Here is a 14,544-nt window from a genome sequence, read left to right as displayed (position 1 = left end):
TCTGTCGATGTGAACACCGTTACGGACCTCATCCTGATCGGCGCACTCGCCGCGGTCTGGCTCACGGCCGGACTGGTCGCCGACACGCTGCCGAGCGCCCGCACCGCCCGCGAGCTGCGCCGCCGTGCCCGTGCACTGTCCATGCTGGTCGGTGGTGGCGTTGCGGTGTTCATCGCCGTGCCCCTGCTCACCGGGATGCTGCCCGGTTCCTCCGCCGCACCGGCGGCTGCACTGCTCCCCGCCGTCCCCGCTCTGGTGGTGACGCTGGTGACCGCGCGGCGCCTCACCCAGATCCGGCACGGCGCGAGTGCGTTCGCCACCGCCCCGTTGACCCCCGCGCCGCCGGCCCTGCGTGCCGCGGCCGCTCACCCGCTCGTCGCGACGCCGCTGCAGGTGACCGGTCTGGCCGCCCTGGCCGGCGTACCGATCGCCGCCGGTGTGATCGAGCTGCCCGGAGCCGGGGTGGCCGGGATCGTGCTCACCGCGGTCGGCGTCGTGGTCCTGGTCCTGGGCATCAGGCACGCCATCCGGCACAGCCGGCTGAACGTCTCGGTGCTCGCCCCGATCGGCCGGGGCAGCCTCCGCGCCCTGCCGTCGATGCGCACGTCGACGCCGGCGGAGGCCTACACCGCACTGCCCGAGGAGCGTCACGTGGCGGTCACCGCCGCACCCGCGGGCCGCGCCGCCTGACACTGCCCTACTTGCGCTTGGCTTCCTGGACGTAGAGCAGCTCGAGGATCGAGCGGGCCGCCTCGAACCAGCGGTCCAGCCAGCCGGACTCCGGCATCGTGCCGCGGGCCGGGAGTTCCAGGAGCAGTCCGCGCAGCAGCGGGTGGTCCGCCATCGACTGGGAGCTGCTCGCGTCGACCCAGCCGTGCGAGGGGAAGACCGGCTCGGTGAGGCCCTGCAGGTCCAGGGACGGCAGCTTCGCCGCCCGGTCCAGGGCACTGGTCGGTTCGATGGGTGTCCGGGTGGGCAGGCCCGAGGACAGGCCGGCTCCGCTGTTGCCACGCGAGACGAGCTCGCCGTCGCCGTTCTCGGCGGCCAGCGCCGCGTCACGCCGGGTCTGCCTGTACGCGCTCACGCCACCGCTGAAACGGTCCTGCGCGGTCGAGGAACCGTTGCTGAGGTTGTCGGAACCAATCGTCATCTGCTCGCCTTGCCTCGCTCGTAATGATGGCCTGCCCGCACCGTCACGCGAGGGGGACGGTCAGCCGTACGGGCCGACGGCGGTTCGGGGCGCGCGGTCCGGTCCGCGCTTAGAGCGTTCAACGAGGCGATCCGCGCAGGGCGACGGTGCAAATGGGGCAAAATGCAACGACCGCCCCCACGCTCGCGGCGGGGGCGGCCCTCGGTGCCGTTCCTTACAGGTCGAACTCGCCGTCCTTGGCGCCCCCCACGAAGGCATCCCACTCGGCGGCGGTGAAGATCAGAGCGGGTCCGGCCGGGTTCTTGGAGTCCCGGACGGCAATGGCCTCGTCCACGAAGGCCACCTCCACACAGTTGTCACAGTTCGGGCCGCTGCGCGTGCTCTTGAACCACTGCGCACGGTTCAGATCGACCCGGAAACCCTTGGTCTCAACTTCCACAATGGCTCCTCTGCCAGCAAAACGATCATGTTTCTGGACTCCTCGGGAGAGAGGGCCGTCGCCCGGATGGTCTCGAAGATGGAGTTGTACTTACGAAGCTCATCGCTCTTCTCCAGAAACAGCCCGCCGGTCGCGTTCTCGGCGAACACCACATTGGGATCTTCGGCATCAGGGAAGTCGAGGATCGAAAATGTGCCGTCCATGCCGGCGTGGGCTCCTGCCGCGAACGGCAGGATCTGCAGAGTGACGTTCGGCAACAGGCTCATTTCGACCAATCGGAGCATTTGATCTCGCATGACCTCGTCGCCGCCGACGGGGCGACTCACCACCGCTTCATCGAGCACCACCTGAAGATCGATCGGATCGTCCTGAATCAATAACGCTTGGCGAGCCATCCGGACGCGTACCCGTTGCTCTATTTCTTGGTCGCTGTCACTCGGTCGGGCGGCACGGATCATCGCTATTGCGTACTTATCGGTCTGCAGCAAACCCGGCACGACCTGCTGTTCGTACGCCCTCACCGTCTTGGCGGCGGCCTCCATCCCGACAAAGGCGCCGGAGAGCACCGTGCTGAACGGATGCCACCATCCTTTTTGGCGGGCCTCGCGCGATATCTGAACCAATTCGTCCGATTCCACCCCGTCCACGCCGTAAATGTCCAACATGTCCTTTACGTCGCGCGGGGTGGCGCTCGTGTGGCCGGTCTCGATTCTGGACACCTTGGACGGTGAACAGCCGAGGCGCTCGGCCACCACGTCGATCGTCACGCCGGCGGCATCCCGGTATCTGCGGAGTTCAGCGCCGAGTCGGCGGCGGCGGATAGTGGGGCTGCGGCGCGGATTCACGCTCACCTCCGAGCTGCGTGGCATCGTGCGGCGAAGCGACAGCAGAAGTCCGCCGTACGGTGTTTGTCGGACTCAGTCTCTCTGTTGATCTCTTGATCCTTCAAGCGTCCACAGTGATCGTTAGGTCACTTTCGGCTGAACTGCAACTTGCATCGATTCCACTCGTGGTGCAATCTTTGCCTATGGCGCGCGTCACTCAGTGTTTTCACAAGATCGCCGAGAGACACCGCCGAGCCCGACGCACCACAGCAAAAGCGACACCCGAGTGTCCTTCGTGGACCTTTTGGGAGTCGCAATGCGTTACCGCACCGTTGTGATGATTGGCATCATCGCAACCTTGCAAACACGCACGAGCCGGGCACACTGGACCATCTGTGTTCACTATGCGGCAAAGTGATGTTTGCCCTCTGGGTTCAGGACAGGAGATGACGTGCTTCCTCGGTCCGGCGATGTCATACATGTGACGAAGGCGGCGAGTGTCCAATTCGCGGCGCCGATGCTTTTCCGGGTCATCCGGGTGCACGACTGGCCGACCTACGACGGCTGGATCTGGCTGGATGGCTACGAGCTCAACGGATCCGGTGACGCGGTCGAGCGCCGCTCGATCTTTGTGCAGGTCAACGGTCTGCGCCAGGTCGGCAAGGCACCGGACCCCCGGACCCGCAACGGCCGTCAGCCCGGGCTGACGACGGGCTCGATCCCGGCCCGCGCCATGCGCGCCAACCGCTGACCCGGCCGCTCACTCACCCTCGGGCTGCTCCCCGGGGTCCGTGGTCGCCGGTGTCTCCGTGGGTGTGGCCGGTGTGGTCGGCGCAGCCGCGATGATCAGTGCGACGACCGTGTCCGCCGGCACCTGCTGGCCCTCGGCCGGGTCGCTGTCGATCACGGTGCCGGCCGGGGATTCGCTGGTCACATAGCGCAGGCGATAACTCAGGCCCTTACGGTCGAGCGCACCCCGAGCCTCGTCGAGCGACAGGCCGCGCAGCGCCGGCACGGTCACATCCGTCGGCGACGGCGCCGGTGAACTCGTCGGCTCGGTGGTCGTCGGCGCCGTCGACGGCGGTGTGGTCGTGGGCTCGGTGGCCGCCGGTGGCGGCGCGGCCGGAGCGGTCACGGCCGGCGTGGTGTCCGTGGTGTCCCCGGAGGACTGTGCGATCAGGTAGATCCCCCAGCCCAGCAGGCCCAGCAGGATGAGACCCACGATGCCGACGACGATCGGCATCCACCACTTGCCCCGCGGCTCATCCGCCGGGACCGTGGCCCAGTCCGTCTCCTCGTCGCCGTACCCGGGGCGCTGCGGGCGTACGCCGGCACGACCGGACCACACCGGGTCGCCGTCGTCGGCCCAGTTGTCGGTGCTGCGATAGTCACTCAGCGTGCGCGTACCGTCATCGGTTGCGGGAGGGAGCACCGAGGTGGAGTCGTCGTCCGGGAAAGGGGCACGAGGCATCTGCTCGGTGCGGTCGCCGAACGTGTCCTCCTTTCGGGGACCATCGTTCGGGCGGTTTTCGCCCTCTTCGCCGAACGGAAAGTACTCGTTCGTCTCGTCCTGGCGGCGGGGTTCCCTGTCGTCGGACATCGCCGGTCCCTCTCCCCTCGTCCGCCTTCTGACGCCAACCTAACCAATCTTGAGGCATCACCTCATTGATTCGCAGGCATCGTCACCGACGGCTACAGTGCCCGGCATGGCCGACAAGGGCTGGACAGCGCAGGTGGCAGCCGCGGCCGGAGTGGCCGCGGGGACGGGCGCCGCCCAGCTCGGCCTGGGCTACGGACTGGGCGTGGTCGTGTGGCCCACGGTGGCGACCACGGACGACAGTGTGTGGCTGGGCAGCCTCGGCTGGGCGACCTGGATCGCCGCGAGCGCCACCGTCTTCGGCGCGGTGATCGCGGGGCGGCTCGGCCGTCAGGCCGGCGGTCCCTGGCGCTTCACCCTGGCGGCCTCGGCGGCGGTCGGCGCCCTGCTCACGGTCGCGCTCATCGCCCTCCCGGCCCGGGCAGCCGTACGCACGGACACGTTCTCCCCCCAGACGATCGCCGGCGGGTACGCGGTTGTCGGCGTGCTGCTGGGCTTGCTGATCGCCTACTGGGCAGTGGTGTCGAGGCCGGTCGCGGCCAACCTGATCGCCACCGCGGCCTGGCTCTGGTCCCTGGCCGTGGCCGCAGTCGTGGTCTCGATCTTCTGGCACCGCCCGTCCGCGACCTACCTGTCGAGCTGGCAGTTCGCCGCTCCCGACTCGCTCGACGACCGCTACGGCACCATCTACTGGCCGAGCACCCTGCTGACCCTGCTCGCCGCGTTTGTCATCGGCGTGATCGGCGCCCTGCCCGCCGTCCGCCGCGGTGACCTGGGCATCGGCGCCGCCGCCTCCGGAGCCGTCGGCCCCCTGCTGGTCGCGGGCGCCTTTTTTGTCCTGGCACCGCAGCTGACCGGCGCCCTGGGCCCCCTCGAATCGGCCTACCTGATCGCCCCCTACAGCGTCCTCACCGGCCTGGCCGGCTCCGCCTTGACCGTCGCGCTGGCCCAGCGCCGCGCCACCCGGCGCCCCTCGGCACCAGCCCGAAGCCCCCGAGCCATCAGCTCCACCCCAGAAAAGCGCGACGTCGCAGCGGTCCCGGCCCCCCGCCCCGCCCCCTCGAGCCGCCCCCCGCACTCCCCAAAAGCACCGAACACCCCCCAAGCGCCGAACACTGTGCAAGGGCCGAACACCGCGAAAACCGCGAACACCCAGCGGTCGTCGGCCTCACCGCAGACGCCGAGCAACCAGCAGCCGCAGGGATCCCCCCAGGCGGCGGGTGACTCTCAGGCGAGCGGGACCACGTCCGGCCGAGCGCGTCCCTCCCTGCTGGGCCGCCTTCGCCGAAGCAAAGCAGCCCATCCCGACCCGACCGACCGCCCGGCCGTGATCACCGGCCGAGCGAAGGCCCCCACCTCCGACGGTGACCAGACCACCGCCCCACGCCCCCGTGCAGCCGAGCAGGCCCCCACCGCCGGTAACGATGCGCGTCAGAGCCCAGCGGCAACACCACCGAGCGTGAGCCCGCCGACACCAACCCGCAGCAAGCCCACAGCCAAGCCCGCTGCCTCGGCCCGCCCGAGAGTGGCCTCAGTGGACGGCAGCGCCCGACCGACCGCCACCCCCACCCCAGGCAGGTCGGACAGCCGCTCAACGGTCGCCCCACCCCCGGCCGCCCCCCAGGTCGCAAAGATCAACCCGCCCCGATCGGATGAATCCCCCGCACCACGGAAATCCCCGAGCCCGCAGAAATCGGCCCCCAAACCGACGCCCGGCCGCGCGGATGCCGCCACTTCCGATAAACCGACCCCGTCACCCAAGACCCCCGCGAACCGCCCCAAGCAACCCGCAACCCCGACCACGCCGACAAAGGCCGCGCCAAAAACCGCAACTGAGGCGCCCACGTCAGGCACGCAAGCCTCCCCGTCTCCAGTGTGGGTAGAGGACACGGCTGAACTCCCAGCCCAAAAGCCCCAAAAAAGAAGCCCCCGCCGCCCCACCACCGACGACCCCGCAACCTAAATCCCCCAAGCCCCACCCCCAAAAACCTCACTCCCCAGGCCAAAGATGAACAGGACAGTTCAAAGCCTGAAGAGAGCGATATCGAAGCAACATCGCATGCAAAGCCGCATCCCGCGAAAGCCCCCGCCCCTCCCCCCGCCGAACAGCCCCGACCTGCCACCAAGCCCCATTCCGCCCACTGCCACACCGCCCCTCGATCACCCCGAGCAGCCGGTCCCGCAGCCCCGGATCAACCCCGAACCGATCGAGCCCCGCGTACGCCTTGGGCAGCAGCACGTCCAGCACGAGCCGTGTCACCGGAACGGTTCCGAGCCCTGGCCACGCGAGTGACGCTTCGATCCCGCGCCGTGCAGCAGCGTGGAAGTTGTCCTCCGCGTCCGTGAACGGCAGCGTCTCCCAGATCGGCCGGTCCTCTTCGGCGAGCTCCCGGATCATGCCGAAGTAGAACGCCGCGTTGGCGAGCATGTCGACGACGGTCGGCCCCGCCGGCAGCACCCGGTTTTCCACTCGCAGATGCGGCAGCCCGTTCATCACGTCGTAGACGGGGCGGTTCCAGCGGTAGACCGTGCCGTTGTGCAGCCGCAGCTCGCCCAGCCGCGGCACCCCACCGGCTTCGAGCACCGCGAGCGGGTCTTCGTCGTCGATGATCGGGAGCAGTGGCGGGAAGTACCGCGCGTTCTCCTCGAACAGGTCGGTCACCGAGGTGATCCAGCGTTCCCCGAACCACACCCTCGGGCGTACGCCCTGGGCTTTGAGCTCGTCCGTACGGGTGTCCGTGGCCTGCTCGAACAGCGCGATCCGCGTCTCGGCCCACAGCTCACGGCCGTGGAGGTACGGGGAGTTCGCCCCGATCGCCACCTGAACGCCGGCCACGGCCTGTGACGCGTTCCAGTACGCGGCGAACCGGTCCGGCGGCACCTGCAGGTGGCACTGCACGCTGGTGCACGCCGCCTCGGGCGCGATCGAGTCGTTGGTCGTCTGCAGCCGTTCGACGCCGTTGATGTCGACGCTGAACTGTTCGCCGCGGGCGCCGACGATTTGGTCGTTGAGGGCTCGGTACCGCTCGTTCGCGGAGAGGTTGGCCAGGACCAGGTGCGCCGGTCGCAGGGTGGGGAGGCTGCCGATCAGCACGATGGTGCTGTCCGATTTTTTCGCGCGGTCCTCGACCCGGGCGAGGCTGTCGAGGATGTCGTCCTCGTAGTCGGCGAACCCGTTTCCGCTGATCAGCCTGGGCCGGGCGTTCAGTTCGAGGTTGAACTGGCCGAGTTCGGGCTGGAAGGTCGGGTCGGCCAGGTTGGCCAGGATCTCGGCGTTCCGCATGGCCGGTTCGGCGTCCGCGTCCATCAGGTTGAGTTCGATCTCGAGCCCGGTCGTGGGGCTGTCGGCGTCGAAGGCGGAGTTGCCGAGCATCGAGGAGAGCACCTCGAGGCAGCGACGCACCTTGTGCCGATAGTGGACCCGATCGTCCTGAGCGATGACGACCCCTGAGAGGTCCTTACCCATCGTTCCTCCTGGCACGTTCGCGTGACGCTCTCACGTTATGTGGGCCCGATAACCGTGGCCAGGGACGAAACGGACACAGATTGCGCTCGGTGAGCAAGTGGCGGCGCAGGGTCTACCTTCGCACTCCCCCGTCGATGCCGCCAGCAGAGGAGCGGACACAGCGAGAGCGCCGCCCGAACGGACGGCGCTCTCGCTGAAAGGTGGAGGTCAGGCCTGGCGGATGGCCTCGCCCTCGATCTCGATCTTGACCTTCTTGCCGATCATGACGCCGCCGGACTCGAGGGCCATGTTGTAGGTCAGGCCCCAGTCCTCACGGTCGATCTCGGTGGTGGCGCTGAAACCGAAGACGGCCTGCCCGTACGGGCTGGTGGTCGCACCTTCGAACTCGACGACCAGCTCGACCGGCTTGGTGACGTCCTTGATGGTCAGCTCGCCGTCGAGGACGAACTCGGCGCCCGCGTGGGACTTGATGCCCGTGCTGCGGAACGTCATGACCGGGTACTTCTCGGCCTCGAAGAAGTCGCCCGTGCGCAGGTGGTTGTCACGGTCGACGGTGCCGGTCTGCACGCTGGCGGTGGTGATCGTCGCGGTGACGGAGGACTGCAGCGGGTCCTCGGCGATGATGATGGTGGCGTCGGCCTCGGAGAAGTTGCCGCGCACCTTGCTCACCATGAGGTGACGCACCACGAAGCCGACCCGCTTGTGCGCGGCGTCCAGCTGGTAGGTGCCGGCGGCGGGGATCTGGAGACCCTCGAACTCGCGAGTGCTGACGACGGAGTCGGTCATGACACGTTCCTTTCACGGGGCAGAGCCAAAGTTGTTGTCTGACGGAGCAACTATATGCCAAGCAATATTCCTCGTGTCAAGGGATCGCTGATAAGCTCGGCGGGTGGGTACCAACTTTGACGACTCCCGCCTGACCGCCATCGGCCTGTTCGCCGAGGCGTTCGCGGGGCTGACCAACCGTTTCGCCGCCCAGTTCGACGAGCACCGGGTGTCCCCGGTCGAGTTCGAGGTGCTGATGCGCCTCGCCCGCTCGCCGAAGAACCGTCTGCGGATGACCGACCTCGCCGGGCAGACCTCGCTGTCCACCAGCGGTGTGACCAGGGTGGTCGACCGCATGGACCGCGGCGGCCTGATCCGCCGCGAGGCCTGTCCGAGCGACCGCCGCAGCTCGTACGCCGTGATCACCGATGCCGGGCTCGCGCGGCTCGAGGAGATCCTGCCCGGCCATCTGGCCCTGGTGCAGCAGTGGTTCATCGGCCAGCTCGAGCCCGCCCAGCTCTCCCAGATGATGGATTCGCTGCGCACCATCCGGGACGCCGTGAATCCCTGCGCGACCGCGGGCAGCGTCAGCGACGGCGTTACCGAGACGGCCGCGTAGCCCTCTGTATCGATGGGTCGGCACCGGCGGGGATCAACCGGCAGAACTACCGGCAGAACCGCCGCTCGCCCGGGTCGAAACCCGCCTATCTGCACAAATCGGCAGCTACGCCCCGCTAGGGTGATCTCCGCAAGGGGGACGCGGCGCGGCCGAGGCCGAGGCGGGGCAAACGGGGGTGCCTTCGTTCTCGCCGCGTTACCGGGGCGTTGTGACGACCGGCGTGTGGGGGGCCACATGAAGCGCCGGTCGTCCACGCCCCGACAGGCCGGCTCACTCCTCCGCCTCGATCTCGCGGGTCACGTCGGCGCCGAGCAGCGTCCGCTCGCGGGGCAGCAGCGTGATTCCTCCGCTTCGGCACAGCTCGCGCAGACGAGCGACCGCTTCCCGCCGGCGTTCCTGATCCGGGGTGCTGCGCACGAGCCCGACGAGCGCCTCCACCGTGTCGCGCGGATCGTGCCCACCGTCGTAGGCCTCGGCAGCCGCCGCGAAGCACTCCGCCGCGCGTTTTTCTTCGCCCCGCCACAGCGACACCGCTGCTTCGACGATGGCCGCCGGCCCGTCGCCGTGACCCGACATCCCGGCCGGCCCGTCGGCGTGGCCCATCGTTCCGGCCGGTCGCAGCTCGGCCAGCACCGCCGCCGCCTCCTCCAGCCGCCCGCCGTCGGCCAGGGCGAGCCCGACCGTTGCCAGCACCCGGCGCCGGTGCCCCGGGTCGCCGACCTCCTCGAGCTCGACGATGGCGTCGCGACCCAGACGTGCGGCCTCGTCAAAACGGCCGTCGAGGCGTTCCACCTCGGCGAGGTTCGCCACCGCGACGGCCCGTAACCGGTGCTCACCGCACCGGCTGGCCAGCCGGTCGACCTGGGCGAGCCGCACCCGGGCGGCGGCGAGATCCCCCTGGCGGATCTCGTGCCAGGTCAGGTTGTTCTCGGCCACGGCCATGTCACGGATCCGGCCGCTGGTGCGGGCCAGCTCGAGCGCGGCGGCGCCATGCTGCCGCGCCCGGTCGTAACCGCGGTTGGTCATCCACAGCGCGGCCAGCTGGGTGTGCGCGGTGAGCTGCCCGGACACCTCGTCGAGCTTCTCAAAATCGGCCAGGGCCGCCTCGGCCGAGCCGATCTCCTCGGCGCCGGATCCGTGCTCCAGCGCCAGCTGGGCCAGACCGACCTTGGCCCAAGCGCGTACGCCCGGATCCGCGTCAGCCGTCCGCGGGTCGGCCAGCAGCCGCCGCAACCACTGCCGACCGGTGACGTCCCGCCCGCGGAACCGCCACCACCGCGGCAGAGCAGCGGCGATACGCAGGGCAGTGTGCGGCTCCTCGCGGGCGGCAAAAGTCAGCGCGGCACCGAGGTCACCGGCGACGTCGTCGAGCCGCGCAGCAGCCTCGGCCAGATGTGCGCCTTTCAACTCGGGCGCTGTCCCCTGGGCCAGGTCGGCCATGACCTCGGCGTGCCGGCGACGCGCGGCCTGCAGGTCACCACCGGCGGCGGCACGTTCGAGTGCGTAGTCGCCGACCACGTCGAGCAGGCGGAAGCGGAACGCCCGCGCGCCCCGGGCGCTGAGCAGGCCCAGCTCCAGCAGGCGGTCCAGCAGGTGAACCGCGTCGGTCGACAGCCCGTCGCCGATGACCGCCTCCGCGAGGTCCAGCGACCAGCGGTTCCGGAAGGTGGCGAGCCGGTGCAGGGCACGCTGCTCGTCGACCGGCAGCAGGCGGTAGCTGGCGGCGACCGCGTCGCGCACCGAGACGACACCTCCCGGGGCGGGGCGGCCGGAGAGGTCGAGGACGCGGTCGCCGTACCGGTCGAGGATCTCGGCGACGGTGAGCACGCGCCCGCGGGCTGCGGCCAGCTCCAGGGCGATGGGCAGGCCACCGAGCCGGCGGACCAGTGCGGACAACGGTGCCACCTCGTCGGGTTCGACGGGCGTATCGCGTACGCGGGCCAGGCGGTCGAGAAAGAGGGCGACGGCCGGGTAACCGGCAACGTCCGCGAGGGTCGGACCCGCCTCGGCGGGCGGCGCGACCAGCGGCGCGACCGGCCATACCCGCTCGGTGGGCAGGCCGACCGGGTGCCGGCCGGTCGCCAGGAAACGCAGGGTCGGGTGCTGACCGAGCAGGCGGCTCAGGGCCTCGGCCACCGCCTCGGAGGCGCGTTCGACCGCGTCGAGCAGCAGCAACGCGGAACGACCGGCAAACCGCGGTGCCAGATCGTCCGGGCGGCCGACCCCGAACACGGCGGCCACACCGCCGAGCACCTCACCGGCGGTCGAGCCGTCGGTGACCACGATCCCCGCCACACCACCCGGGTACGCCGGAGCAACACGATGCGCCACAGTCAGGGCGAGGCTGGTCTTACCCACACCGGCGAGACCCACGAGTGTGATGCCGCGCGGACCGTCGTCGCGCGGCTGCGAGAGCCGGGCGTGCAGCTCGGCGACGTCCCCGTCACGGCCGATCAGGTCGCCGGCGGGAGGCAGGCGCACGTAGCGTGCCGGGGCAGCGATCCCGGACTGCTGCCCGCGTGCCGCGGCGAGGAACGCCAGCCGATCGGCCCCGGCCAGCCCCAGCGCGGCGGCGAGCAACTCGACCGTGGTGCGCTGCGGGCGGGAGGCGCGGCCGCGCTCGAGGTCACGGACCGTGCGGACACCGACCCCGGCGCGGGCGGCCAGCTCGTCCTGCGTGAGCTTCGCCCGCAGCCGGTAGCTGCGCAGCACGGCGTCGAATCCCGGACCATCGTGGTCCGCCCCGTGATCGGACGTCATGACTTGAACCTAGGCACCTGTGTCGATGGATGCCGAGCTCAACCGGCTGATTGTCGAGTAACCGACGCTTGGGCCGTCGGATTTGCCGCAGAAACCGACCCCGAGTCCAAGATCTACAGGCCGAGGCCCCGAGCGATGATCATTCGCTGCACTTCGGACGTACCCTCGCCGATCTCCAGAATCTTGGCGTCACGGTAGAAGCGGCCCACAGCCGACTCGTTCATGAAGCCGTAGCCACCGTGCACCTGCGTCGCGAAGCGGGCGTTGTCCATGGCCGCCTCGCTCGCGTAGAGCTTGGCCAGAGCGGCCTGGTGCTTGAAGTCCTCGCCGGCGAGCATCCGCGCCGCGGCGTCGTAGTAGGCGACCCGGGCCGTGTGCGCCCGCATCTCCATGTCGGCGATCATGAACTGGACGGCCTGGTAGTTGCCGATCGGCTGCCCGAACGCCACCCGGTCCTTGGCGTACTTGACCGACTCGTCGACACATCCCTGCGCCAGGCCGACGGAGAGCGCCGCGATGGCGATCCGGCCCTCGTCGAGGATCCGGAGGAACTGCGCAAAACCGCGGCCACGCTCACCGAGCAGGTTGGCCGCCGGCACACGGACGTCGTCGAAGGCCAGCTCATGGGTGTCGGACGCGCACCAGCCGACCTTGGAGTATCCCGGTGCGACAGTGAAGCCCGGGGTGCCGGACGGGACGATGATGGTCGACAGCTCCTTGCTGCCGTCGTCCTTCACACCCGTCACCGCCATGACCGTGACCAGGCACGTGATGTCCGTACCGGAGTTGGTGATGAACGCCTTCGAGCCGTTGATGACCCACTCGTTCGTCGTCTCGTCCAGGACAGCGCGGGTGGTGGTGGCACCGGCGTCCGACCCCGTGCCCGGCTCGGTCAGGCCGAAGGCTGCGAGGGCATCACCGCTGGTCAGCCTGGGTAGCCACTCGGCTTTTTGTGCGGGCGTACCGAATCGGTAGATCGGCATGGCACCCAGCGAGACGCCCGCCTCGAGGGTGATCGCCACGCTGCTGTCGATGCGGGCGAGCTCCTCCAGCGCCAGGCAGAGCGTGAAGTAGTCGCCACCCATCCCGCCGTGCTCCTCCGCGAACGGCAGCCCGAACAGCCCCATCTTGCCCATCTGCCGGACCAGGTCGTACGGGAAGGTCTTGCGCTCGTAGTGATCCGCGATCACCGGCGCGACCTGCTCGCGGGCGAACTCCCGCACGCTGGCGACAAGCGCCTCCTGCTCCTCGCCGAGCCGGAAGTCGACCATGGTGGGGTCCTCTCTAGACCGGTGTGACGCCGTGGCGGCGCCGGGAGAAGCCGCGGTCCTTGCCGCGGGCGGCCGCAAAACGGCGGATGAGCTCGCTGCGCAGGTCGGCCGGCTCGATGATCGTGTCGATCACCAGCTCGCCGGCCAGGCGCATGATGTCGATGTCGCGCTCGTACTCGGCGCGGCGCTCGGCCACGAAGGCCTCACGCTCGTCCTCGGGCAGAGCAGCGATCTTGTTGGCGTAGACGGCATTCACGGCCGCTTCGGCGCCCATCACCGCGATCTTGGCGGTGGGCAGGGCGATCGTCGCCTCGGGGTCGAAGCCGGGACCGGCCATCGCGTACAGGCCGGCGCCGTAGGCCTTGCGGACCACCACGCAGATCTTCGGGACGGTGGCCTCGGAGACCGCACTGATCATCTTGGCGCCGTGCCGGATGATGCCCTGTTTCTCGACAGCGCTGCCGACCATGAAGCCGGGCACGTCGGACAGGAAGATCAGCGGGACGTTGAACGCGTCGCAGAGCTGCACGAACCGGCTCGCCTTGTCGGCCGAGTCGACGAAGAGCACGCCGCCCTTGAACATCGAGTTGTTGCCGACAACACCGACGACCTCGCCGTCGAGCCGGGCAAAACCGACCGTCAGCTCCCGCGCCCACAGCGCATGGATCTCGAAGAACGAGCCCTCGTCGACGATGCCCTTCACGTACCGGCGCATGTCGAAAGCCTGCCGCTCGCTGACCGGGACCAGAGCAGCAAGATCCACTTTGGCCGGTTCGGCCGCGTCGGCGGCCGGCGGTCGCTGCTCGAAGTTCGACGGCAGGTAGGAGAGGTAGGAGCGGACGACGTCGAGGGCGTCCTGCTCGGTCTTGCAGAGGAAGTGCCCGACGCCGGACTCCGCGCAGTGCACGCGCGCGCCACCCATCGCCTCGAGGGTCGTCTTCTCCCCCGTGACCATCTCGACCATGCGGTCGGAGCCGAGATACATGCTCGCGTTGCCCTCGACCATCGCGACGACGTCGCAGAAGGCGGGGATGTAGGCGCCGCCGGCCGCGGACGGCCCGAAGAGGGCACAGACCTGCGGGATCGAGCCCGAGGCGCGCACCTGGGTGTGGAAGATCTTGCCGGCGCCGCGCGGCCCGGGGAACAGGTCGACCTGGTCGGTGATCCGCGCGCCCGCGGAATCCACCAGATAAACCATCGGTACGCCCGTCGCATAGGCCCGCTCGATGATGCGGATGATCTTCTCGACCGTGCGGGCGCCCCAGGACCCGGCCTTGACGGTCGAGTCGTTCGCCATCACGCACACGTCGCGACCGTCGATGAGGGCATTTCCGGTGATCACACCGTCTGCGGGCAGTCCGTCGGCCAGGCTGTTGGCAAAGAGGCCGTCCTCGACGAACGTCCCGTCGTCGACGAGCAGGCTGATGCGCTCGCGGGCGAAGAGCTTGCCCTTCGCGGCATTCGCGGCGTGGTAGCGCTCGGCACCGCCGGCCACCGCCCGCTTCCGTGCCTGCGCGAGCGCCTCTGAGTCGAATGCCACCTGGCCCCCTTCGTTCCGCCCTGAACGATCGTTAGGCTAGCGCATTCCGCTGACCGGGGCCAGAGACGCCGGAACGGGAGCCCCCGCGTGAGCGAGGACTCCCGTCCGTGTGG

General features: G+C 69.5%; 13 protein-coding genes. 4 read left to right on the top strand and 9 right to left on the bottom strand.

Annotation, left to right across the window (positions count from 1 at the left end; all coding sequences use genetic code 11):
* The first annotated feature begins 9 nt into the window (after nucleotides 1-9).
* On the top strand, nucleotides 10-690 hold the full coding sequence (locus AFR_RS00255) for a hypothetical protein (protein WP_023357283.1): 681 nt from the start codon (nucleotides 10-12) through the stop codon (nucleotides 688-690).
* 7 nt (nucleotides 691-697) lie between these two features.
* On the opposite strand, the gene AFR_RS00250 is transcribed toward AFR_RS00255, so the two are convergent.
* The 3 genes from AFR_RS00250 to AFR_RS00240 all read right to left on the bottom strand — a co-directional run bounded on the left by AFR_RS00250 (nucleotide 698) and on the right by AFR_RS00240 (nucleotide 2,434).
* A complete protein-coding gene (locus AFR_RS00250; protein ID WP_023357282.1) occupies nucleotides 698-1,150 on the bottom strand; it encodes a hypothetical protein in 453 nt (150 codons plus the stop codon).
* Nucleotides 1,151-1,364: 214 nt separating this feature from the next.
* Nucleotides 1,365-1,589, bottom strand: coding sequence for a DUF397 domain-containing protein (locus AFR_RS00245; RefSeq protein WP_023357281.1), 225 nt, complete (start codon nucleotides 1,587-1,589; stop codon nucleotides 1,365-1,367).
* A complete protein-coding gene (locus AFR_RS00240; protein ID WP_148308241.1) occupies nucleotides 1,553-2,434 on the bottom strand; it encodes a helix-turn-helix domain-containing protein in 882 nt (293 codons plus the stop codon). Before AFR_RS00240 ends, AFR_RS00245 begins: the two co-directional genes overlap by 37 nt.
* Nucleotides 2,435-2,864: 430 nt before the next feature.
* Between AFR_RS00240 and AFR_RS00235 the strand changes: the two genes are divergently transcribed.
* The gene (locus tag AFR_RS00235) at nucleotides 2,865-3,164 is read left to right on the top strand and encodes a hypothetical protein (protein ID WP_041840473.1); all 300 of its coding nucleotides are present in this window, start codon (nucleotides 2,865-2,867) and stop codon (nucleotides 3,162-3,164) included.
* A gap of 9 nt (nucleotides 3,165-3,173) precedes the next feature.
* On the opposite strand, the gene AFR_RS00230 is transcribed toward AFR_RS00235, so the two are convergent.
* Nucleotides 3,174-4,013 (bottom strand): PASTA domain-containing protein, encoded by an 840-nt coding sequence (locus AFR_RS00230; RefSeq protein ID WP_023357278.1) that lies wholly within the window; start codon nucleotides 4,011-4,013, stop codon nucleotides 3,174-3,176.
* Between the two features lie 106 nt (nucleotides 4,014-4,119).
* On the opposite strand from AFR_RS00230, the gene AFR_RS48320 reads away from it, so the two are divergent.
* Nucleotides 4,120-5,973: a DUF2339 domain-containing protein gene (locus tag AFR_RS48320; RefSeq protein ID WP_023357277.1), complete on the top strand. Its 1,854-nt coding sequence runs from the start codon at nucleotides 4,120-4,122 to the stop codon at nucleotides 5,971-5,973.
* A gap of 27 nt (nucleotides 5,974-6,000) precedes the next feature.
* Here AFR_RS48320 and AFR_RS00220 read toward each other — a convergent pair whose 3' ends face one another.
* Both AFR_RS00220 and AFR_RS00215 read right to left on the bottom strand, forming a co-directional pair.
* Nucleotides 6,001-7,476: a glutamate-cysteine ligase family protein gene (locus AFR_RS00220; RefSeq protein ID WP_023357276.1), complete on the bottom strand. Its 1,476-nt coding sequence runs from the start codon at nucleotides 7,474-7,476 to the stop codon at nucleotides 6,001-6,003.
* Nucleotides 7,477-7,683: 207 nt separating this feature from the next.
* A complete protein-coding gene (locus tag AFR_RS00215) occupies nucleotides 7,684-8,262 on the bottom strand; it encodes a YceI family protein (protein ID WP_023357275.1) in 579 nt (192 codons plus the stop codon).
* Between the two features lie 103 nt (nucleotides 8,263-8,365).
* On the opposite strand from AFR_RS00215, the gene AFR_RS00210 reads away from it, so the two are divergent.
* On the top strand, nucleotides 8,366-8,860 hold the full coding sequence (locus tag AFR_RS00210) for a MarR family winged helix-turn-helix transcriptional regulator (RefSeq protein ID WP_023357274.1): 495 nt from the start codon (nucleotides 8,366-8,368) through the stop codon (nucleotides 8,858-8,860).
* Nucleotides 8,861-9,130: 270 nt separating this feature from the next.
* Here AFR_RS00210 and AFR_RS00205 read toward each other — a convergent pair whose 3' ends face one another.
* From AFR_RS00205 to AFR_RS00195, 3 genes are all read right to left on the bottom strand, one after another.
* The gene (locus AFR_RS00205) at nucleotides 9,131-11,620 is read right to left on the bottom strand and encodes an ATP-binding protein (RefSeq protein ID WP_023357273.1); all 2,490 of its coding nucleotides are present in this window, start codon (nucleotides 11,618-11,620) and stop codon (nucleotides 9,131-9,133) included.
* A gap of 113 nt (nucleotides 11,621-11,733) precedes the next feature.
* The gene (locus tag AFR_RS00200; RefSeq protein WP_023357272.1) at nucleotides 11,734-12,891 is read right to left on the bottom strand and encodes an acyl-CoA dehydrogenase family protein; all 1,158 of its coding nucleotides are present in this window, start codon (nucleotides 12,889-12,891) and stop codon (nucleotides 11,734-11,736) included.
* Between the two features lie 13 nt (nucleotides 12,892-12,904).
* Nucleotides 12,905-14,431, bottom strand: coding sequence for an acyl-CoA carboxylase subunit beta (locus AFR_RS00195; RefSeq protein WP_023357271.1), 1,527 nt, complete (start codon nucleotides 14,429-14,431; stop codon nucleotides 12,905-12,907).
* Nucleotides 14,432-14,544: the final 113 nt, after the last annotated feature.

Origin of the sequence: Amorphoplanes friuliensis DSM 7358 (genome assembly GCF_000494755.1) — a bacterium.
In the GTDB taxonomy this organism is placed as follows: Bacteria; Actinomycetota; Actinomycetes; order Mycobacteriales; family Micromonosporaceae; genus Actinoplanes; species Actinoplanes friuliensis.
The sequence above is the reverse complement of the archived record's forward strand: the minus strand, read 5'-3'. Positions and strand labels throughout refer to the sequence as shown.